Here is a 20501-nt window from a genome sequence, read left to right on the forward strand (position 1 = left end):
TGGCTAGGCGCTGCCCGGCTTATTCACCGACACGCTTCCCACCAGTGGGCGCGTCAAGGTTTGCGCCATGATGACGCCCGCCAGAATCAGAAGTCCACCGGCAAAGTGGAAGCCAGCCACCTGTTCGCCCAGCATCGCCATGGCAATCAGTGCGCTGAACAGAGGCATCAGGTTGATAAAAATGCTCGCCTGGTTAGCGCCAATTTGGCGGACCGCGCGCATCCATAAAAATGTGGTAATGACGGAGGCAGGAATGCCTGCATAGAGAATAAGCCCAATGTTCTGGCTATCTACAGGCGTCATTGGCCCCATCAAATAGGGCGGCAGCAAAAACAGTACCGCAAAACATACCTGAGCATAGAGCATTACCCAAGGCGGTAAGTTCATTTTCCAACGCTTTAGCATAACGCCGTAGAGCGCGTAGCAGCTTGCTGCCACCACCATTAGCGCATCGCCATGGGCAACTTCAAGCTGAAGAAGCGATACGGGATTACCGCGGCCCAGCAACACGGTGACGCCGATAAAGGCCAGCACGCCCCCCATAACGCCGCCCAGGGTTGGCGGATCACGCAGGATAAGCGCACTCAGCAGCACGGTTAAAAGCGGTACCATCGCAGCTAGAATGCCCATGTTGGTAGCCGTTGTGGTTTCCGCTGCAACATAGGCCAGCCCTTGCCATAACCCCATACCTAAAAGGCCCAGTAAGGCGAGTTTCGGCCAGTTGCGGCGTATTTCCGCACGATGACGAAGCACGGCCGGAAGCACGAAGGGTGTCATCACCGCTAGCGCCAACAGCCAGCGTAAAAAAGCGATGCTGCTCGGCGCAATAGCGCCTACGGTCAACTGATTGATGGTCATGTTGCCCGACCAGATCAGCACGGTGGCAAGTGGCGGCAAAAAGTAAATCAACGGCATAGCGGTTTTCCTTATCGTTAGCCGGATAATGTTACGTGCTTTAACGCAATGAGCAAGACTGAGAAGCGATGGCTCTGGATGTCGTTGGTAAGTAGTAAAGGGCTGTACGACGGCGTTTGGATGTCATACGCTTGTTTGAATAACGCCAAGGAGAACCGTAATGACCCGTGCGCCCGCTTACCCGCATCTTTTTCAGCCAATTACGATTGGCCATTTAACGCTACCCAACCGCATTTTAATGGGCTCCATGCATACCAATCTGGAAGAGACGCCCAATGGGTTTGCAAGGTTGGCGGCTTTTTATGCTGAGCGTGCGCGGGCCGGGGTAAGTTTAATCGTCACCGGGGGGATTGCGCCAAACCCGGAAGGTGCGGTGTTTCAGGGCGCCAACGCGCTAACCGATGAAAGCCAACTGGCAGAGCATCGTCAAGTCGTGGAGGCTGTTCACGCGGAAGGCGGGCATCTGTGCATGCAGATTCTCCATGCGGGGCGCTACGCCTACTCGCCTGAATTGGTGGCGCCCTCGGCAATTCAGGCACCCATTAATCCGTTTACTCCCCGCGAACTAAGTAGTGACGACGTTGAGCAGCAAATTGCCGACTACGTGCGCTGCGCATGCCTGGCGCAACAGGCAGGTTATGACGGCGTCGAAATAATGGGCTCGGAAGGCTATCTGATTAATCAGTTTATCTGCCAGCGTACCAATCAGCGTCAGGATGCCTGGGGCGGTAGTTTTGAGCAGCGCATGCGCTTTCCACTTGAAATTGTTAAACGCATTCGAGCGGCAGTGGGCGAGCGCTTTGTGGTGATTTTTCGTCTGTCGATGATTGACCTGGTGGAAGACGGCAGTACGTGGCAAGAGATCGTTACGCTTGGCCAGGCGGTGGAAGCAGCGGGTGCCGATATCATCAATACCGGGATTGGTTGGCACGAAGCGCGGGTGCCCACGATTGTCACCAGCGTGCCACGTGCCGCCTTTACCGAGGTGACCCGGCGAGTAAAAACAGCGCTTTCGGTGCCGCTGATCACTACTAATCGGATTAATATGCCAGAGATTGCCGAACAGGTGCTGTCCGAAGGCCACGCCGATATGGTGTCCATGGCGCGGCCGTTTTTGGCGGATCCTGAGTGGGTGCGTAAAGCCGAAGCGGGGCAGGCCGATGAAATCAATACCTGCATTGCCTGTAACCAGGCCTGCCTGGATCACACCTTTGCAGGCAAGTTAACCTCTTGTTTAGTTAATCCGCGCGCCTGCCATGAAACCGAGCTTGTGATTGAACCCGCCACCACGCCTAAACGCGTGGCCGTGGTGGGCGGTGGACCAGCGGGGCTTGCCACGGCCGTTACTGCCGCCAGCCGTGGCCATCACGTAGTGCTATTTGAGCAGCGTGACACGCTGGGCGGGCAGTTTAATTACGCGCGCCGGATTCCAGGCAAAGAGGAGTTTAACGAAACCCTACGCTACTACCGCGTAATGCTGGAAAAGTACGCGGTAGAGATTCGTTTGAACACCCGTGCCATCCCAGAAGCACTGGCTGAGTTTGACGATATTATTATTGCCAGCGGCGTACGCCCACGCACGCTGTCGCTGCCCGGCGCTGAACACCCCAGCGTGCTGAGCTATGCCGATGCCATTGAATCCCCTGAACGGGTAGGCCGCCGGGTTGCCGTTATCGGGGCAGGCGGTATTGGTTTTGACGTTTCCGAGCTTTTGGCCCATGAAGAACATCCGGCCCTTGATATCGATACCTGGTGCGACGAGTGGGGCGTTGACCTGGCCGTTAGCGAACGCGGCGGTTTAAAAGCCCCTGTGGCGCCCGCTGTAGCACGTGACATTGTCATGCTACAACGTAAAACCTCAAAGCCTGGCAAGTACCTGGGTAAAACCACGGGCTGGGTACACCGGGCTTCGCTAAAGGCGCGCGGCGTTTCGACCTTGACGGGCTGCGAGTACCTTAAAATTGATGATGATGGGCTGCATATTCGCCGCAATGGCGAGGACAGCGTGCTGGGTGTGGATACGGTGGTGGTATGCGCGGGGCAGGAATCGGTGCGTGATTTAGTGGCGCCGCTTGAGGCGCTCGGTAAACAGATTCATATCATTGGCGGTGCCGATGAGGCGGCAGAGCTTGACGCCAAGCGCGCTATTGATCAGGGAATGCGCTTGGCTGCCCAGCTTTAAACGCGTTGATAGTGGCGGGTGACGCTCGTCCATAAATGACGATAGACTGGCTGACCCATCACCTTATTAAGCATAACGTGATGTTTAAAGGCGCTAGTGGCACCCAGCTGGCGCTGTAACTGTGTCTGCAAAAGACAATGTCAGTGAAAGACAATGTCAGTGAAAAAGGATAATTGCCATGACGTCGGAGTGTACCCCCCGTTTTTTAGCCAGCGATAACACTTCTGGTATTTGTCCGGAAGCCATGGCGTATCTGCTGGACGCTAATCAGGTTGATGACTTGGCGTATGGCAATGACCATTGGACCGAGCGTGCTGCGAACCGCTTTCGTCAAATGTTTGATTACGACTGCGAAGTGTTTTTTGTTTTTAACGGTACTGCGGCTAACTCACTGGCGCTTTCTGCGATGGGGCGCAGTTACCATAGCGTGATTTGTCATGAGCTGGCGCATATTGAAACCGACGAGTGCGGCGGCCCGGAGTTCTTCTCCAATGGCGCCAAACTGCTGACCTCGCCAGGAGCGAATGGCAAGCTTACCCCTGAGGGGATTGAGGCGTTGGTTACTCGGCGGAGCGATATTCACTACCCAAAACCTAAAGTGGTTTCGCTGACCCAGGCAACCGAAGTAGGAACGGTATATACCCGCGAAGAACTACTGGCCATTCGTGCCATTGCCGATAAGCATGATTTACGCCTACACATGGATGGCGCTCGGTTTGCCAATGCCTGTGCCAGCTTGAATGCTACGCCTGCCGAGCTGACCTGGCAGGTAGGTGTTGATGCATTGTGTTTTTCTGGGACTAAAAATGGCTTGGCGATGGGTGAGGCGATTTTGTTCTTTAATCGCGAGCTGGCAGAAGATTTTTCGTATCGCTGCAAGCAGGCAGGTCAGTTGGCATCCAAAATGCGCTATATATCAGCGCCGTGGCTAGGCCTTTTGGAGAGTGGGGCGTGGCTCACCAATGCTCAACATGCTAACGCAATGGCACAATATTTAACGCAAGGGCTGCAAGCGCTGCCAGGCGTGTCGTTGATGTTTCCTGCCCAGGCAAACAGCGTCTTTGTTGAGTTGCCAGCCCATGCAATTAGCGCGCTAAAAGCCAAGGGGTGGACCTTCTATACGTTTATTGGCGCCGGAGGAGCACGCTTTGTATGTGCTTGGAATACCACCGTTGAATTACTGGATTTACTTATCGCGGATGTCAAAATTGCTCTTGAACAGCATTCTGGGTAGTAAGAGACTCTGGAGTTTTCAGGCGTATCGCTTTTTTTACCGCCGCTGCACACGCAGCGGCGGTTTTTTGTAGATGCTCAATAAAAAGGCGTGACGTCTGGCCCGCCATGCCAATGTTGATCATTAGAGAATCGTTAAACGTTTCTGATGAAGTGCTTTTTGGTTAAAACACTGTTGTATCAACATCCTGCCTTTTAAGTGCAGGGCTTTTCTGGCGAATGCCTATGCGTATCACATGTTAGCGTTGAAGTTTTAGTCATCACATTTTGCTAATGCTGGCTACGCTAATAGAGCGACACCTCGTTAGGCTCACCACGATAAAATATTCATCTGGGTGGTGATTGCCTGGGGATGGCCATAGGAGAGTTCCATGAGCATCTTTGACCACGTTCAAGACCGTTTTTCCCGCGTGCAGCAAGAAGACATGAGTTTGGAAGAGTATCTGGCGCTTTGTCGTCGTGACCCAACGGTTTATGCCAGCGCCGCGGAGCGTATGCTGGACGCCATCGGCGAGCCTACTGTTATTGATACGGCAAAAGACCCGCGCTTATCGCGTATTTTTTCCAATAAGGTAATACGCCGCTACCCGGTTTTTGCTGAGTTTCATGGTATGGAGGAGGCCATTGAGCAGATAGTGGCTTACTTCCGTCATGCCGCCCAAGGGCTTGAGGAGCGCAAGCAGATTCTCTATCTGCTGGGGCCGGTGGGTGGCGGTAAATCATCACTTGCGGAGCGCTTAAAACTGCTAATGGAGCGCATCCCTTTTTACGCCATTAAAGGCTCACCCGTTTATGAGTCGCCGCTTGGGCTGTTCTCACCTGAAGAGGATAGCGAGCTGCTTGAAAAAGAGTATGGGATTGCGCCGCGCTATCTGAAAAGTGTGATGTCCCCTTGGGCCGCCAAGCGTTTAAAAGAGTACGGCGGCGATATTTCCCAGTTTCGTGTAGTGCGTCTTTATCCTTCGCGGCTGCACCAGATAGCGATTTCTAAAACGGAACCGGGTGATGAGAATAACCAGGATATCTCCTCGTTAGTGGGTAAAGTCGATATCCGCCAGCTTGAGCTTTACTCCCAGGATGACCCGGATGCTTATAGCTTCTCGGGCGGGCTTTGCCGCGCTAACCAAGGGTTAATGGAATTCGTTGAGATGTTTAAGGCGCCGATCAAGGTGCTACATCCGCTGTTAACCGCCACCCAAGAGGGGAATTACAACCCAACGGAGGGGATGGGCGCCATTCCGTTTGATGGCATTATCCTGGCGCACTCCAACGAATCCGAGTGGCAGGCATTTCGCAATAACCGTAACAACGAGGCCTTTCTTGACCGCGTATATATCGTCAAAGTGCCTTACTGCTTGCGAGTATCTGAAGAGATCAAAATCTATCAAAAGCTACTGGAAGACTCCTCCCTCAATTCCGCACCCTGCGCGCCCGATACGCTGCGCATGCTGGCACAATTCTCGGTGCTGTCTCGGTTAAAAGTGCCCGAGAACTCCAGTATCTACTCCAAAATGCGCGTGTACGATGGCGAAAATCTAAAAGATACCGACCCGCGTGCCAAGTCGATACAAGAGTACCGCGATGCGGCAGGTGTGGACGAAGGCATGCAAGGGCTCTCCACCCGTTTTGCGTTCAAGATTCTTTCCAAGGTATTTAACTTTGACAGCACCGAGGTTGCCGCTAACCCGGTACACCTGCTGTATGTGCTGGAGCAAGCGCTTGAGCGTGAGCAACTGCCCTCTGAAGTATTTGAGCGTTATCTGGGCTTTATTAAAGAGTTTTTGGCTCCGCGCTATGTGGAGTTTATTGGCAAAGAGATCCAGACGGCTTATCTCGAATCCTACAGCGAGTATGGGCAGAATATTTTTGATCGCTATGTCACCTATGCCGATTTCTGGATTCAAGACCAGGAGTACCGCGACCCGGATACCGGCGAGCAGTTGAATCGCCAATCGCTTAATGAAGAGCTTGAAAAAATTGAGAAGCCAGCGGGCATCTCCAATCCCAAGGACTTCCGTCATGAAGTGGTTAACTTTGTGCTGCGAGCGCGTGCCCAGAACAATGGCATGAATCCCAGCTGGCAGTCGTATGAGAAGCTTAAAGGGGTTATTGAACACAAGATGTTTGCCAATACCGAAGAGCTTTTGCCGGTCATCTCGTTTAACGCCAAGGCCTCAAAGTCGGACCAGAAAAAGCACGAGGACTTCGTCGCTCGGATGGTGGAGCGCGGCTATACCGAGAAGCAGGTGCGTCTGCTTTCCGAGTGGTACCTGCGCGTGCGCAAGTCGCAGTAAGCGCCGGTACTGCAAAAGCCCTTTGGGTTAAGGAGGTCGTATGACCTACTTTATTGATCGAAGACCTAATGCCAAACATAAGAGCGCGGTTAACCGGCAGCGCTTTTTGGAGCGCTACCGTCAGCATATCAAGCGCTCTGTTGAAGAGGCGGTTAACCGCCGCTCCATTACCGATATGGAGCGCGGTGAAAAAATCTCTATCCCCACCAAGGACATTTCCGAGCCGGTGTTTCAGCATGGCCCTGGTGGGGCGCGCAATATCGTCTCGCCGGGTAATAAAGAGTTTCTACAGGGCGACAGGATTCGCCGCCCCAGTGGCCAAGGCGGCGGAGGCGGCGCGGGTGAAGGGAGTGCTTCTGACCAAGGCGAAGGTAACGATGAGTTTGCGTTTACGCTTAGCCGGGAGGAGTTTTTAGAGTTTGTTTTCGATGGTTTGGAGCTTCCGCACCTGCAGAGTAAGCCGCTTAAATCATTGGAAGAAGTAAAAATGGTGCGCGCGGGCCTTTCCCGGGATGGCGTGCCCTCGCGTATCAGTATTACGCGTTCCATGCGGGAGGCCTACGCCCGCCGTATTGCCATGCGAGCACCGATCAAGCGAGCGCTAAAAGAAGCTGAGCAAGCACTGGAGGCAGAAGAGCGCAAGGACAGCGTGCTACGTAATCCGGCACGGGTGGCTGAACTGAAAGCTGACATCGAGCGTTTAAAGAAACGCATCGAGGCAGTGCCGTTTATTGATACCTACGATTTGCGCTATCACCAGTTGGCAGCGCAGCCTCAGCCCTCAAGCCAGGCGGTAATGTTCTGTGTCATGGATGTTTCAGGCTCCATGACACAGAACCATAAAGACATTGCGAAGCGGTTTTTTCTGCTGCTTTATCTTTTTTTAGAGAAACACTACGAAAAGGTCGAACTGGTGTTTGTCCGCCACCATACAGCCGCAAAAGAAGTGAGTGAGGAGGAGTTCTTTTACTCCCGCGAAACGGGCGGCACCATTGTCTCAAGCGCACTCACGCTGGTGGATCACATTATTCAAAAGCGCTATCCCGCCGAGCAGTGGAATCTATACGTGGCTCAGGCATCGGATGGCGACAATTGGGACGATGATTCCAATACCTGCCGCAATTTACTGATTAAAAAGCTGATGCCTCAACTTCAGTACTACGCGTATGTAGAAATTACCCCTCACGATCATCAGTCGCTTTGGCATGAGTACCAGAACGTCGCTGAACACTTTCCTGAACGCTTTACGATGCGCCAAATTGTCGAAGCCAGTGATATTTACCCTGTTTTTCGTGAGCTGTTTAAACGCCGCTTGAATCAAGCGCGCTAAACGCGTGCGTGTTGAGGAGTACGCTATGAATGCGTCCCAAAAGCCCATTGCGACTGGTTCTGACTGGAATTTTAGTATTCTGGAGCACTTTAACGACAAGCTGGCTGCGCTTGCCGACGAGTACCGCCTGGATACGTACCCCAACCAAATAGAAGTCATCACCACCGAACAGATGATGGATGCTTACGCCAGTGTGGGCATGCCGGTGGGCTACTATCACTGGTCGTTTGGTAAGCAGTTTCTGGCCGTTGAGCAAGCTTACAAGCGGGGCCAAATGGGCTTGGCATACGAGTTGGTGATTAATTCCAACCCTTGCATTGCCTATTTGATGGAAGAAAACACCCTGATGATGCAGGTGCTGGTCATGGCGCATGCCTGCTATGGGCATAATTCCTTCTTCAAGGGCAATTATCTGTTTCGTACCTGGACCGATGCCGAATCGATCGTTGATTATCTGGTGTTTGCACGTCACTACATTGCTAAATGCGAAGAGCGCCACGGCGTTCATGCGGTTGAGCAACTGTTGGATGCGTGTCACGCGCTGCAAAATTATGGCGTTGACCGCTATAAGCGACCTTCGCCGATCTCGGCTGAAGAGGAGGCCAGGCGCCAGGATGAACGGGAAGCCTACCTGCAAACGCAGGTGAATATGTTGTGGCGTACGATTCCTGAGCCGCCTGACAATGCGTCACCGCTGCCTGGTAGCCTTAACAGCGACAACGATCCGCTAGGACTGCACAGCGGCGGAATTTACCCGCCGGAGCCTCAGGAAAATCTGCTCTATTTTATTGAAAAAAATGCCCCGTTATTGGCCCCTTGGCAGCGTGAAATAGTACGTATTGTGCGCAAGCTGGCGCAGTATTTTTACCCCCAGCGCCAAACTCAGGTCATGAATGAGGGGTGGGCATGCTTTTGGCATTACACGTTGATGAATCGCTTGTATGACGAAGGCGATGTTGATGAAGGTCTGATGCTTGAGTTCTTGCAGTCTCACGCCGCGGTCATTAATCAACCTGACTTTGATAGTCCTTACTTCAACGGTATCAATCCGTATGCGTTGGGGTTTGCCATCTTTATGGACATCAAACGGATATGCGAAGCACCGACCGAGGAGGATTATCAGTGGTTTGCTGATATTGCGGGTACGCCTTGGCGTAGTACGCTTGAATTTGCTATGCGCAACTTTAAGGATGAGTCGTTTATTCAGCAGTTTCTGTCGCCCAAGGTAATGCGCGACCTTAAGCTGTTTTTAATTGTGGATGATGATCAGTCGGAAACACTCGAAGTTGCGGCTATTCATAATGAACAGGGCTATCGCCGGGTGCGCGATGCGCTTTCTACTCAGTACGCGCTATCGGTGAAAGAGCCAAATATTCAAGTGGTTGAGGCTGATATCCGGGGAGATCGCTCATTAACACTGCACCATGTCCAGGATTGTCGCCGCCCCCTTGGACGTAGTGTCTACCCGGTTATTCGGCACCTGCATGAGCTTTGGGGGTTCCCTGTACGTCTGGTTTCCATGGATGAAGGGCGGGTGACGCATCGCTACCGTTGGCCCATAGAGGAGGAAAGTAAAGACAATCCGTAAATGATTACAACGTACAGGCGAGTAACGTATAACGCCCTGCGTTTGGCAGGGCTTTTTAGCCGCGTTACCCCTGAGCTACCCAGGATTGACACCAGCCACCAGGTTCAACGCTGTTTTCAGGAAACAGCTGGCAGCCTTGATTACCAGAGGTATAAAACATGCAGTTGTCGCACCGTTCACCTGATGTATAAGCAGGGTGGTCGCTGGCATCGCTCGCTTTTTCAACATAGCTCAGCGCTTGGGCACTCGGTACGGAAGGGTCAAGGCGAGGTAGCGATTGAGCAAAGGCCGTTTTCGATAAAATACCGATGCCCAAGGGTAGGGTTGCCAGCCCCCATATACTGGTGCGTATAAAATGACGGCGGCTCTGATTAGCCATGATCTCTCCTTAAGGTCACTCTCATCGATAAGTCACGGTGATCGGATGGTGGGCCATCGCTTCTGTTTATTACTAGCGGTCAATGACTAACGGTTTATTGCTGACCGTTTTGTTACATGCTGTTTTGAGCACCAACCGTTTGACCCTAAATATCGCGTTGTTATCCATCCATGCTAACGAATAGATGCGTGGCGCGCGACTTCTTCGTGCAAGGCAAGGATTTAGAGAGATTTTGTGTCCAGGCTGCGGATTTAACCAGGCCTGTTATACTCCACGCTTTGGCGGCTGTTGACGTTTTTCTTGCGTATTACGCCATTAAACAGGTGTAGGCGTTGTGAGTAAAATGACGATGGGCCCCGGTATCACTTACATTTTTCAGTGAGGACGCTATGCAAAACGCAGTTATTTTAATTAATACCGAAAAAGGCCAGGTTAAAGCAGTAGCGGAGCGTTTAGCGGACGTAGAAGGCATTAGTGAAGTGTACTCAACCTGCGGGCGTTACGACCTGGTGGCCATTGCACGTACGCGAGATTTTGAAAGCCTGGCTGAATTGGTCACCGAGCGCCTTAACGAGGTTGAAGGTATCAGCGATACGGAAACGCTTAACGCCATGCAGGTACATTCACGCCACGATCTTGAAACCATGTTTTCACTAGGCTGGTAATGTTGACATAGGCACCGGCCACAGCAATGGCCGCGTGTCATAAGCAGGCGATAAAAATTAGCGTGTGGGGAGTAGGGGAACGTGGGGATATCGTTTTGGCGCTGGCGTCGAGAGGGGCGACGTCTGGGCGTTGCTTTGCTGTTTGTGGTCGCGGGAGCTGGGTTATGGGAGTTTCAGGAGCGTCAGCATCAGGATGCGTATACCTGGATGGGCGTTCCCACGTGGGAGAGTTTTCATCCCACAACGTTTCACCGCGTATTACGCAATGAGGGCTATTTAGTTGGCTGGTCGGATGTGCGTGTTAACCCGCTGTGGGTGAGTTACCAGCTGGAGGCGGTGCCGGAAGGGACGCAGATTGGCTCACGGCCCAATTTTCAAGCGGATTGGCGGACCCTCTGGCCGGTAAAAACCGACAGCTATGCCCGTAGTGGCTATGATCGGGGGCATATGGCACCTAACTATGCCATTGCCGCAGTGCACGGGCGCGATGCCCAGGTTGATACGTTTTTGATGAGTAACATGACGCCGCAGCGGCCTAATCTAAATCGTCAGCTATGGCAGCGGTTGGAAGAGTCGGTGATCAACCACTTTGCGCCGCGTTTTGATCGCGTACAGGTGATTACCGGGCCGATATTCCCTGAACATTTCATGGATAATGTGTTTAATCGGGTGGGCTTTGTCGAAGTGCCAGAGGCGTTCTATAAGATTATTGTTGCCCCACACGATGAGGCACCGCTCGCACTGGCGTTCATCATGCCCCAGGGTGTTCGCGGCAACGAGCCGTTAGATGATTACCTGGTCACTATTAATGAAATAGAAGCGCGTACTGGGCTTAATTTTTTCCCGGACCTGACACCCGAAATGGAAACCGTGCTGGAAGGTGAGTTGCGCACGCAAGGGTGGGCGCTGGAGGAGGTGGCACGGCGACCAGGGCGTTTTCAGTAAATCATCATTGTAGCGATTGGCGGCGAGCGTTATATGTTAGCGAGTAGCGCTCTCGTTCAATAAAATGCTCGCCTTGCTGAGGGGCATTATGCAGGTTATCAGTTAAATGCGTAATTCAAGCCAAGCCAGAAAGAGCGTCCAATCTGATAGTTGCTGGTATTACCTGTGACCCTGTCGAATATATTTTTAATTCTAAAATCAACTGAGGCGTTGTGGATGTTTTTGTTTAAAAAATAATATTTAATATTCGTATCAACGGTCGTCAAAGACCCCGTGTTAGTGTCCTCATAGATATCATAAGTGTTGCCCTCATTGTCTGTATAGTTTTCTCTGGAATCGGTTAAATACTCGTATTTACCGCGATAATTTAAACTGGTATCAGTAATTAAATTGCCGTTAAGCCAGCCCGTTGCCCAGTTCACAGAGGCTTTGAAGGGGGCTGCGAAGTTTTGCCGTGCATCTTGTTCGCGTAGGTCGGCCATAGACATGATTGCATTGCTGTAATAGACGAGCTCATTTTGATCGTCGGCTTCATACGTATAATCAACGGCTCCATTAGTCCGAGTTTCTGACCAAACCACGTTTGCATTGAAAAAATGGCTTTTATAGCTACCAGACCACTCCAACGCATAACCAAGATAATCCGTTTCTCCATCGTTAGACATCGTATAGTAATCATTGCCATCACGATCCGTAAGCTTTTCGCTGCGAGAGAACTGGTCGCGGTTTTCACGATACACGACTTTAGGGCGCAAGTGGCCATTCAGTGGCGTTGGAATCGTCAGTGACGCCGTCAACTCGTCACTATAAGGGGTCTGCAGGTTAGAGGAAGAGTAGTTGGTAACCGAGGGTTGAAAGTTACAGGCATCCCACTTGCCTGGTACTCCGCCATAGCTGTTATCGGGGGCGTTTTTTAACTGGCGCTCGTAGCAGGTGTGGACTGGAACTTGCTCATTAATCGCATACCCTACCATGTTTCTTCCAAAGTAGCGGTTAGCGCCTAGCGTTAAAAATGTATCAGGAACAAACTGCCAAGTGCCCGTCAGGCGGGGCGCCACGTTATGGTTGCCCAGAAAGTCGTCATAGGAGTAACGCGCGCCTGCGCGAATATCTATATTTCCGTAAGTGTTTAGATATTCGCCCCAAAGCGAATGATTATAAATACTTACCTCAGCATTAAACGGTTGATAGACCAAATCTCTTGAGGCGGCATTTAGGCCATTACAAGCAGGGTCACCGGGTGCGCAGCTAAACTCTTCACTACCGGCAGAGCGGGATAAATAATAGTAGCGAGCTTCTTCATCACGACTCTTCTGTGCGTTGGAATAGTTTAATTCGCTCCCATAATTAAGTGTGCCGCTTTGCAGGTAGGTAGAAAAATCTGTTTTCCACGTATAGTCTGTTTGCGTTTGATTAAGGTTGCCCACCCCGCCTTCAAAGCAGTTGCGTGTTGTAAAGCACCAGTCAACTGAGTCCCCTCGCCATGCAATGCGTTGATTCCTGGCATGGCGGCTTGAATTGTTGTGCATCAGAGAGAGTTTGCTTTCCCAACTGGTCGTATCAAGGAAGCCTGATGCGGAAAAGTATCCCTGAGTTCCGTTGGAATCGCTGGTGGTCAAACCGTTATAAGTATTTGGTAGATCGCGCTCGCTACGATAAGGGCTGTGAGCTATTTGCGCCTCGAACGTCAAATCATTGCTATAGAGGTAGCGCCCTTTGAGTAAAAAGTTTTGCGAGACATCGCCGTTATAGTGCGTCAAGGACCCAAGCTCAGGATCTTTCTTGTACTGAACGTTGGATTCTGCTCTGGTATAGCCGGCTAACAAGAAAAGCTTATCGGTGACGGGGAGATCAACCGTTACTGATGTTTGGTACTTTGTGAAGTCAGCAGGAGCGTCAAGCGGATCATCTTCATCAGGGATAGGAGCATGATATTTGACTAAGCTGTCACTTTGAAAGCCCGTCGTTATATTGAATGAAAATTCATCTTTGGGTTGGCGAATTTCGTAATTAACGACTCCCCCGATAAAATCGCCATACTTGGCCGAAATGTTGGAGTCGAATACTTCCACGTTACCAATAAGTGTTGGATCAATGTAAAAGGTTTGAGAGGTTTGTGTGTAAACGTTGTTCCAATCGTTGTCGCCCGAGGCCGCTGTTACATCATGTAGTGACGTTGCGGAGACACCATCAATACTTATGTTGTTATCGTAGTAATTACCACCTGAAATCGAAAAATCCTGCGGCCTAAATGACTGTATGTTTTCTTTTGTGGCATCGTCCGAACGTGCATCCATCTGGACAAATGGAAGAGGGCGCAACAGTTCTGTTGTATCAATTCCACCTCCACGCCTGTTTTCTACCGCTTGACCACTAATGACCGACAACCCTGAATTAATAGGGTCGTAGCTTTCATAGGCAGGGCTGACACGCTCAATGTTTGAATAGATTGAGGCCTGTTCAGTAATTTCGATTTCTCCAAGGTCAATCTTTTCGTCACTCAGTACGGCACTCGAGCTAACCGCTGATAGAAAAGTGCACCCCAAAGCAGCTTTTCTCATTCGTATTCGACTCCTTGATATCTATACGGTTTAGTAGCTGTTGTCAGCGAATCATAACATGTTAATATGAGAACGCTAATGAAAATCATGATCATTTGCTTTCTTGTGCGATGAATGATTAGCTTCGTAATGTGGGCGTCAACTGCCCGAAAATTTGCGGTAGGGCGCATCACTCTGACTACTCATGTTTCGTCTGGTCGGAGGGAATGAGTGATCAAAAGAATAATTAACCATGACTGAGCGTCGGGTCTTTCTATCATTAAGGCGGGTGTAATGTTTTGCAGAGAGCGTTATAAGAGTGGGAGCAAGCTTTGCTCAGCTGTGTTGATTGTTTTTAGTCTGTTTGTGCTGGGTAATATTGCTAAAGCACAAGAGCTGCAGTGGGATGAGTCGATTGAACAGGGGCGTCTTGAAAATGGGTTTCGCTATATCATTCACGGTAGTGATAACCCTGATGAGCCTTTTAATTTACGCTTAATCGTTAATGCGGGTTCTGTCGACGATGAGCAGCGTGGTATGGCGCATATTGTTGAGCATATGGTGTTTCGTTCAAATAGAGCTCATGAGCCGGATGTTTTTGCGTTTCTGGATAGTATTGGCTGGGAAACAGGCAAGCAAGTGAATGCTGTTACCCGTCAAACTGAAACGCAATTTATGATTCGAACGCGTCCAGACGATGCATTGGATATACGTGAATCAATTATTCTGCTTAATGACCTGGCGTTCGGCGCTAAAATGCTTGGCACTGACTGGGATGTTGAGCGTGAAGTGATTTTTGAAGAAATGCGCCGGGGGCAAAGCGTTGCCTCGCGTGTTAACGATGCTAAAAAAGCAATTGTTCGCAACGGGTCTCGATATGTAGACCGTCCCACCATAGGAAGGCTGGAGGATATACAGGCTGTCACGGCTGAACAAATTACAGCTTTCTATAAAAAGTTTTATGTGCCGGGCAACATGACATTGATAGTGTCAGGGTATGTCGATACTGATGAAACGATCACCAGCATACATGAATCCTTCGGCCAAGAAGCTTTTGTAGAGCCCCCAATACGTGATTACATTGAGTTACCTCTTGAGCCTGGTCTGGTTATTGGTAAGGTGCAGGATGATCAAGGCACCAGTTCAGCCGTTACCTATGGGTTTCGGTCGCCCGTCGCTCCTCATGCCACGCTAGAGGGGCAGTACGCTCGCCTACAGAACTACTTCATAAGAAAACTGCTGTTTAATGAAATAAGAAACACGCCCTTGGCCATATCCAGTGACTTTAAGATGGTTTCGACATTAAGGTCGTCAAATAATGAGCGATTGATCACCGCTATTTCAGCTAAAACAACAGATTATGCAAATGGGCTTGAAGCGGTATTAACGGAAGTTGAAAGGCTTAACCGTGATGGATTGAATGAGGGTGAATTTGAAGCCCTGAAAGATAGTGCTCGCCAGGCAGTTCAGAGAAATAGAGAGCTGGTGGCTCAGCGGGATTTTGCCAAATGGGAAGATAAGCTCTCCGAAGCGGTTATCAAAAATACGGTTGAGGAAAATTATACTGAAAAATCCGCTCGTCTTCTAAGCTGGATTGAGGAGATGACGATTGAAGAGTTAAACGCGCGTGCAAGATACCTGCTGTCTTCACCTGATCAGTTTTTATTTTATCAAGTGCCTGGTGATAGGCAGGCTGACCTACCAAGTGTAGAAGAGGTGATGGCGCTTGCTGAAGAGGTATCCCAAGGAAGTTTAGCTGTTATCGAACACGCTGAGCATCAACCCGTGTCATCTTTTTCTGATGAGCGTGAGACACCAGAGCCTTTGGATGCTTATGAAGAAGTGAACTTGTCTGATGGGCAGGTTAATGGTGCTTACCCGGTTAGCCATAGGGTCTCGTATCCTCAAGATGGTATAACTGAATGGCAATTGGAAAATGGCGACAAAGTTGTTTGGCTCAACAGATCAACACCAAGCGGCAATATCTATGTCAAAGCGCTTTCTTCTGCAGGATATTTTAACAATAAAGTATCGCCCTGGCTTTCACAGTTAGCCGTGCAGATTTGGGAGCAAGCCGACGTAGATGTTGTAGTAAGTTCCCGGCTTGAGGCATGGGAACAGAAAAATGAAATTGATTGGTCATGGGCGCATAAACAGAATGAGCTGGATATTGCGACTATCATTGGTCGAGATAAATTAGATAGCTTATTTAAAAGCTACTTGATCCGCCAAAATCACTGGCGTTTTGATAGCGGGGCGATGGCTGATGTGCAGAATCAGCTCTTTGAGCAAATTAACGCAAGAAGTGCTAACAGTATGCTGGAAGAGGCGTTTTTTAGTGCCTCAGAGGAGTTGCATCCTTCAGAAAATGAAGCTGAACAGTTAGCGGCTAACGATATCGTATCTGCCATCAATGAACTACAGAAACAGCCCGTCACGATATTTCTTGTGGGAGAGCTAAGTGAGAGTGAGATTTTAGAAAATGTCCTTCCGTATATCTCTTCTATTCATCGAGAAAGCACATTGCTATCCTCTTATGGCAGCATTCCTGATGGAGATAGATATTTAGCCTCTGAAGTTTTTGATGATCAAAGAGCCATGATAAGAATTAAGTCTGAGTCCAGTTATCAGTGGACGCCAGAACGTGCTTTCGTTGTATCCACCTTGAATCCGATTATTAAAAGAGCTTTAAAGAGAAAGTTAAGACATGAGCTGGGCGGCATTTATACATTGAGCTTTGAGATAACACTCGATAGAGATAATAGAGCGAGATCCGAGGCTAAATTTTACACTGGCTCTGAGAAAGTGCCATCTATAGTTGCGGCTTATCAGGATGTAATGGAAAGCCTGAATGACTGGATGAAAAGCGAAAATTTTAACCAAATAAGAGAAGACGTTAATTACTCTGAAGCCATTCGGATGGCTGACTCCAATACTTGGCTTCGTCGTTTGGCGCTTAGTTATGAAGCGTACGATTCTCCGCATTATTTAGGTTCTTTTGATGATCTTGGGGCATTGGTCTCTGAAGTATCATTGTCCGATGTTATAGGAGAATTAATGCCTATGGCGCATCAGTCGGTCTTTGTAGGCCTTCCTGTTACTAACTAGGTTGTTAACTATGTTTAGATGTTTCTTTTTGAATAGACAGTGGTGGGCCTGGTCCTGGTTGGGCGCGACCGCCATTTTGTCGGCCACTTATTATCAGGTTCATCTGGATGTTAAAATAAATGAGTGGTTTGGGAGTTTTTACGATACGATTCAGCAGGCCTTGGCTGAGCCAGGTGCAGTGGAGTCCACGGATCTTTTATTGCATATGCTAACGTTTGGAAAAATTGCAGCTATCTTTGTTGTGGTTGCCATTCTATTGGATTTCTTTGTTCGTCACTATGTTTTTCGTTGGCGTTCAGCTATGCACCACTATTATATGGAGAGCTGGGATAAAGTGCGTCATATAGAAGGCGCGGCTCAGCGTGTGCAGGAGGATACAATGCGTTTTGCTCAGCTCGTACAAGGGCTAGGTACGTTTTTGTTGAGGTCTGTTTTAACACTTATTGCTTTTCAGCCGCTACTTTGGGAATTAAGTAAGCAAGTGAAAGAGGTGCCCCTGCTGGGAGAGGTTGATCATATATTAATCTATGTTGCGATTATATCTGCAATATTTGGAACTGCATTAATGGCTTTGGTTGGTATAAAGCTTCCGGGTCTTGAATTTAATAATCAGAGAACTGAAGCTGCGTTAAGAAAAGAGCTTGTTTTTGGAGAGGATGACGAAAAAAGAGCTCAGCCTGAGTCAATTAGAAGTTTGTTTGATTCTGTGCGGCACAATTACGTGACCATGTATCGTCATTATCTCTATTTTGACTTGGTTAAACACTCCTATTTACAGTTATCTACACTCATGCCCTATATTATAATGGCACCTACTATTGTGTCTGGTGCTATTACATTAGGTGTTTTGCAGCAAATTCTTAGAGCCTTTAATAAAGTTGAAGGCGCATTGCATTATCTGGTTTTTAGTTGGGCAAGTATTGTGGAGCTTATTTCTGTTTATAAGCGTTTAAATGCTTTTGAAAATAAAATGATCGAACTTAATCGTCAGGAGGTTTTAACTGGTTATGCAAGCTGATAAGTGGGTTATTGTGACATTTATACCCTTGGCGATTTGTTCGATCGCTGCCTTGGCATTGATCATGGAGCGATGCTTCTACGTTTTTAGTAAGCGCGGTCTTGATAAACAGCATTATAAAGATATGACATTAGCACTAAAGCGTCGTGATTTGAGTATGGCTATCCGCATTCTTGAAATAAACGAGCGGGGTTATCAGGATGCTATTGATGAATTAAGGCTGCATCAAGGAGGCGATAAGCAGCTTCGTGATGAAGCCGTTAAAATTGCGCTCATGCGGTACGCTAATCTATTAAGACGTCGAATGTCGGGCCTGGTGACGGTCGCGGCTTTAGCGCCCATGCTTGGCTTATTAGGCACGATTGTTGGCCTTATGCGCTCTTTTTATGACATTGGGTTGAGTGAGGGGCCAGTGGAGCCCGCTACTGTGGCCGATGGCCTTTGGCAGGCGCTGTCGACGACGGCTGCTGGTATGGTGATTGCCGTCGTGTGTATTCTTTTTCATGCACTTATCGGGTCTTATATTCGGCGTCATCTCGCTGAGGCCACCGAGGTTATGAACTATATCTCGCATAACTTGCAGTTGGGGTCTGGGTGTCATGATTGAGTTGGATGATGAAGAGCAGCGCATGGCGCTGCAAGATATCATGACTCCTATGATAGACGTTATTTTCGTTCTTATTGCCTTCATGATGTTAATGATTAATGTGCCTTTGCAGGTTATGGAGGTTAATCTGCCGGCATCAGATGAATCAACAAGCCTGTCCTCTAGTGATAAGCATCTAGCAATTCTTGCTGTTAAATCCGAAGGCCCGGCGTGGCTTTTGGATGACCAAGTGATTGAAAGTAATGATAGTTTGTACGAACATCTGGCGATGTTGAAAACGGCGCATGGCGAGCAACTGGAAATTGTGGTTCAGAGTGACCGGGAAGCGCCAATGGAAAGGGTGGTGACCCTTTTTTCTATTCTCCAAAAGCTGGATCTTGAGGTGGCAAACCTGGCCTTGCAGCGTTCTGGAGAAGGATAGAAATGCCAAGGTTGATGTCGCAACGCATTGGTTTTTATGTAGGCTTATCTGTCTTTTTGCACTTAATAGTGGGCGTTTTCTGGTTAAAGCAGGATGCAGATTCTGTCGTGGCGACCAAAGCTACCGAAAGCGTTTCCATGAGCGTAGGGTTGCAGGCCGCCATGGCGGGGGGGGAGCAAAAGAGTGATGCTACCCAGCCCGACACGGCTCAAGCGAAAGTACCTTTAGTCACAACGTCGGACTCGGCCCCTAAGGAGGCTCTCCAAGAGGTTGTCGATGAGCCTTTGTCAGAGCTTCCAGAGCCAGCAGAAGATAAGGCGGCCCCTCCTGTTGAACGCAGAAGCCCAGTGGCCAAGACTGATAAACCCGTACCAGAACCCGTACCCGATCCTGTCGTGGCTGAACGGCCTGATCCGGTTAAACAATCAGAGCCGACCGCGCAGCTTGAGCAAGTCGAACAGCCTTTGGTCAATCAGAAAGCCGTCGATAATACTCAGGCTGAAAATGAAATGGTGGAGGCAGTGGCTGGCCACGCCGGCGAAGATGGTTCTTCAGCCGAGGGGGTGGTCATGGAAGAAACGGGGATTGCTCAGGCTAACAGTGCGGATGTCGATAACCGGTATGATTTATTGGTTCGTCAGCACTTGCTTGAAAACAAGCAGACGCCCAGAGTGATGGGGGCTCGCCGCATAGAGGAGGTGATTACGGTTGAGTTCACGCTGGATCGCAATGGCAACGTGTTAAGCCATCAGTTGGTAGGATTATCCCGCGTGCGAGAATTAAACCAGGCGGGTGGCCGTTTAGTGGAAAGCGCTATGCCTTTCCCTCGTGCTCCCGCTGGTATTAGCTGGCAGAGTAGGGTGTACACCATCGACGTGCGTTACCAGATCAAGTAAAGCCTGGCTGCACCTGAGTTGTTCAATGCCATTGCATAACGAGTTTGCAGCGCTATACAGACTAACAGGGCAGGTGTTTAGGCCAGTACTGGCGCTCGCTCTTTGAATAGCGAAATAAAAAAGAGAAAAGCAGGGAAGGTATAACACAAAAGGCGATGTTCAATGATGCGGACGGGACCAGCTTAATGGTGCCCAGGAGAGGACTTGAACCTCCACGTCCATACGGACACTAGCACCTGAAGCTAGCGCGTCTACCAATTCCGCCACCTGGGCGCATCATTTGTACTGCGGGTGTTTTGCTGATTGTATTCGTATGGTGCCCAGGAGAGGACTTGAACCTCCACGTCCATACGGACACTAGCACCTGAAGCTAGCGCGTC

15 protein-coding genes and 1 tRNA gene are annotated in these 20501 nt (G+C 49.7%); 12 read left to right on the forward strand and 4 right to left on the reverse strand.

All coding sequences use genetic code 11. From position 1 onward, the window contains the following. Positions 1-3 precede the first annotated feature (3 nt). On the reverse strand, positions 4-915 hold the full coding sequence (locus CZ787_RS09385) for a DMT family transporter (RefSeq protein ID WP_087108502.1): 912 nt from the start codon (positions 913-915) through the stop codon (positions 4-6). Positions 916-1075: 160 nt separating this feature from the next. On the opposite strand from CZ787_RS09385, the gene CZ787_RS09390 reads away from it, so the two are divergent. The 5 genes from CZ787_RS09390 (at position 1076) to CZ787_RS09410 (ending at position 9542) form a co-directional block, all read left to right on the forward strand. Beyond that, positions 1076-3097 carry an NADPH-dependent 2,4-dienoyl-CoA reductase gene (locus tag CZ787_RS09390; protein ID WP_087108504.1) on the forward strand — a complete coding sequence of 674 codons (2022 nt, stop codon included), beginning with the start codon at positions 1076-1078 and terminating at the stop codon, positions 3095-3097. A 178-nt stretch (positions 3098-3275) separates the two neighbouring features. Next, positions 3276-4331, forward strand: a complete 1056-nt coding sequence (locus tag CZ787_RS09395; protein ID WP_087108506.1) for a threonine aldolase family protein — start codon at positions 3276-3278, stop codon at positions 4329-4331. Positions 4332-4701: 370 nt separating this feature from the next. Continuing rightward, the gene (locus tag CZ787_RS09400; protein ID WP_087108508.1) at positions 4702-6624 is read left to right on the forward strand and encodes a PrkA family serine protein kinase; all 1923 of its coding nucleotides are present in this window, start codon (positions 4702-4704) and stop codon (positions 6622-6624) included. 40 nt (positions 6625-6664) lie between these two features. Then, a complete protein-coding gene (locus tag CZ787_RS09405) occupies positions 6665-7954 on the forward strand; it encodes a YeaH/YhbH family protein (RefSeq protein WP_087108510.1) in 1290 nt (429 codons plus the stop codon). A 25-nt stretch (positions 7955-7979) separates the two neighbouring features. Next, entirely contained in the window at positions 7980-9542 is a 1563-nt protein-coding gene (locus CZ787_RS09410) for a SpoVR family protein (protein WP_087108512.1), read from the forward strand. A 64-nt stretch (positions 9543-9606) separates the two neighbouring features. Here CZ787_RS09410 and CZ787_RS09415 read toward each other — a convergent pair whose 3' ends face one another. Next, positions 9607-9921, reverse strand: a complete 315-nt coding sequence (locus tag CZ787_RS09415; RefSeq protein WP_087108514.1) for a high-potential iron-sulfur protein — start codon at positions 9919-9921, stop codon at positions 9607-9609. 389 nt (positions 9922-10310) lie between these two features. Here CZ787_RS09415 and CZ787_RS09420 point away from each other — a divergent pair, with 389 nt between their 5' ends. Then, the gene (locus tag CZ787_RS09420; protein WP_018918618.1) at positions 10311-10586 is read left to right on the forward strand and encodes an Lrp/AsnC family transcriptional regulator; all 276 of its coding nucleotides are present in this window, start codon (positions 10311-10313) and stop codon (positions 10584-10586) included. A gap of 81 nt (positions 10587-10667) precedes the next feature. Next, the gene (locus tag CZ787_RS09425) at positions 10668-11531 is read left to right on the forward strand and encodes a DNA/RNA non-specific endonuclease (protein WP_087108516.1); all 864 of its coding nucleotides are present in this window, start codon (positions 10668-10670) and stop codon (positions 11529-11531) included. A 98-nt stretch (positions 11532-11629) separates the two neighbouring features. Here the strand turns inward: CZ787_RS09425 and CZ787_RS09430 are convergent, their stop codons facing one another. Continuing rightward, positions 11630-14092 carry a TonB-dependent receptor plug domain-containing protein gene (locus CZ787_RS09430; protein ID WP_087108519.1) on the reverse strand — a complete coding sequence of 821 codons (2463 nt, stop codon included), beginning with the start codon at positions 14090-14092 and terminating at the stop codon, positions 11630-11632. 273 nt (positions 14093-14365) lie between these two features. Between CZ787_RS09430 and CZ787_RS09435 the strand changes: the two genes are divergently transcribed. Genes CZ787_RS09435 through CZ787_RS09455 form a run of 5 tightly spaced genes read left to right on the forward strand, consistent with a single transcriptional unit; the run spans position 14366 to position 20121 of the window. Then, entirely contained in the window at positions 14366-17179 is a 2814-nt protein-coding gene (locus tag CZ787_RS09435; RefSeq protein ID WP_087108521.1) for a M16 family metallopeptidase, read from the forward strand. Between the two features lie 10 nt (positions 17180-17189). Next, complete coding sequence (locus CZ787_RS09440; protein WP_087108523.1) at positions 17190-18197, forward strand: putative transporter; 1008 nt, start codon at positions 17190-17192, stop codon at positions 18195-18197. Beyond that, on the forward strand, positions 18187-18804 hold the full coding sequence (locus CZ787_RS09445; RefSeq protein ID WP_087108525.1) for a MotA/TolQ/ExbB proton channel family protein: 618 nt from the start codon (positions 18187-18189) through the stop codon (positions 18802-18804). Before CZ787_RS09440 ends, CZ787_RS09445 begins: the two co-directional genes overlap by 11 nt. Beyond that, on the forward strand, positions 18797-19225 hold the full coding sequence (locus tag CZ787_RS09450) for an ExbD/TolR family protein (protein ID WP_087108527.1): 429 nt from the start codon (positions 18797-18799) through the stop codon (positions 19223-19225). The genes CZ787_RS09445 and CZ787_RS09450 overlap by 8 nt, the downstream gene beginning before the upstream one ends. A gap of 2 nt (positions 19226-19227) precedes the next feature. Next, a complete protein-coding gene (locus CZ787_RS09455) occupies positions 19228-20121 on the forward strand; it encodes an energy transducer TonB (protein ID WP_087108530.1) in 894 nt (297 codons plus the stop codon). Positions 20122-20307: 186 nt separating this feature from the next. On the opposite strand, the gene CZ787_RS09460 is transcribed toward CZ787_RS09455, so the two are convergent. After that, positions 20308-20394: transfer RNA gene (locus CZ787_RS09460), tRNA-Leu, on the reverse strand. Positions 20395-20501 lie beyond the last annotated feature (107 nt).

Origin of the sequence: Halomonas citrativorans (genome assembly GCF_900163645.1) — a bacterium.
In the GTDB taxonomy this organism is placed as follows: Bacteria; Pseudomonadota; Gammaproteobacteria; order Pseudomonadales; family Halomonadaceae; genus Vreelandella; species Vreelandella citrativorans.

Excerpts from the sequence above, each read along its gene's own strand:
- CZ787_RS09405 (WP_087108510.1), top strand. The coding sequence starts at position 6,665 with ATGACCTACTTTATTGATCGAAGACCTAATGCCAAACATAAGAGCGCG.
- CZ787_RS09445 (WP_087108525.1), top strand. The coding sequence starts at position 18,187 with ATGCAAGCTGATAAGTGGGTTATTGTGACATTTATACCCTTGGCGATT.
- CZ787_RS09435 (WP_087108521.1), top strand. The coding sequence starts at position 14,366 with ATGTTTTGCAGAGAGCGTTATAAGAGTGGGAGCAAGCTTTGCTCAGCT.
- CZ787_RS09450 (WP_087108527.1), top strand. The coding sequence starts at position 18,797 with ATGATTGAGTTGGATGATGAAGAGCAGCGCATGGCGCTGCAAGATATC.
- CZ787_RS09410 (WP_087108512.1), top strand. The coding sequence starts at position 7,980 with ATGAATGCGTCCCAAAAGCCCATTGCGACTGGTTCTGACTGGAATTTT.
- CZ787_RS09440 (WP_087108523.1), top strand. The coding sequence starts at position 17,190 with ATGTTTAGATGTTTCTTTTTGAATAGACAGTGGTGGGCCTGGTCCTGG.
- CZ787_RS09390 (WP_087108504.1), top strand. The coding sequence starts at position 1,076 with ATGACCCGTGCGCCCGCTTACCCGCATCTTTTTCAGCCAATTACGATT.
- CZ787_RS09455 (WP_087108530.1), top strand. The coding sequence starts at position 19,228 with ATGCCAAGGTTGATGTCGCAACGCATTGGTTTTTATGTAGGCTTATCT.
- CZ787_RS09400 (WP_087108508.1), top strand. The coding sequence starts at position 4,702 with ATGAGCATCTTTGACCACGTTCAAGACCGTTTTTCCCGCGTGCAGCAA.
- CZ787_RS09420 (WP_018918618.1), top strand. The coding sequence starts at position 10,311 with ATGCAAAACGCAGTTATTTTAATTAATACCGAAAAAGGCCAGGTTAAA.
- CZ787_RS09430 (WP_087108519.1), bottom strand. The coding sequence starts at position 14,092 with ATGAGAAAAGCTGCTTTGGGGTGCACTTTTCTATCAGCGGTTAGCTCG.
- CZ787_RS09385 (WP_087108502.1), bottom strand. The coding sequence starts at position 915 with ATGCCGTTGATTTACTTTTTGCCGCCACTTGCCACCGTGCTGATCTGG.
- CZ787_RS09395 (WP_087108506.1), top strand. The coding sequence starts at position 3,276 with ATGACGTCGGAGTGTACCCCCCGTTTTTTAGCCAGCGATAACACTTCT.
- CZ787_RS09415 (WP_087108514.1), bottom strand. The coding sequence starts at position 9,921 with ATGGCTAATCAGAGCCGCCGTCATTTTATACGCACCAGTATATGGGGG.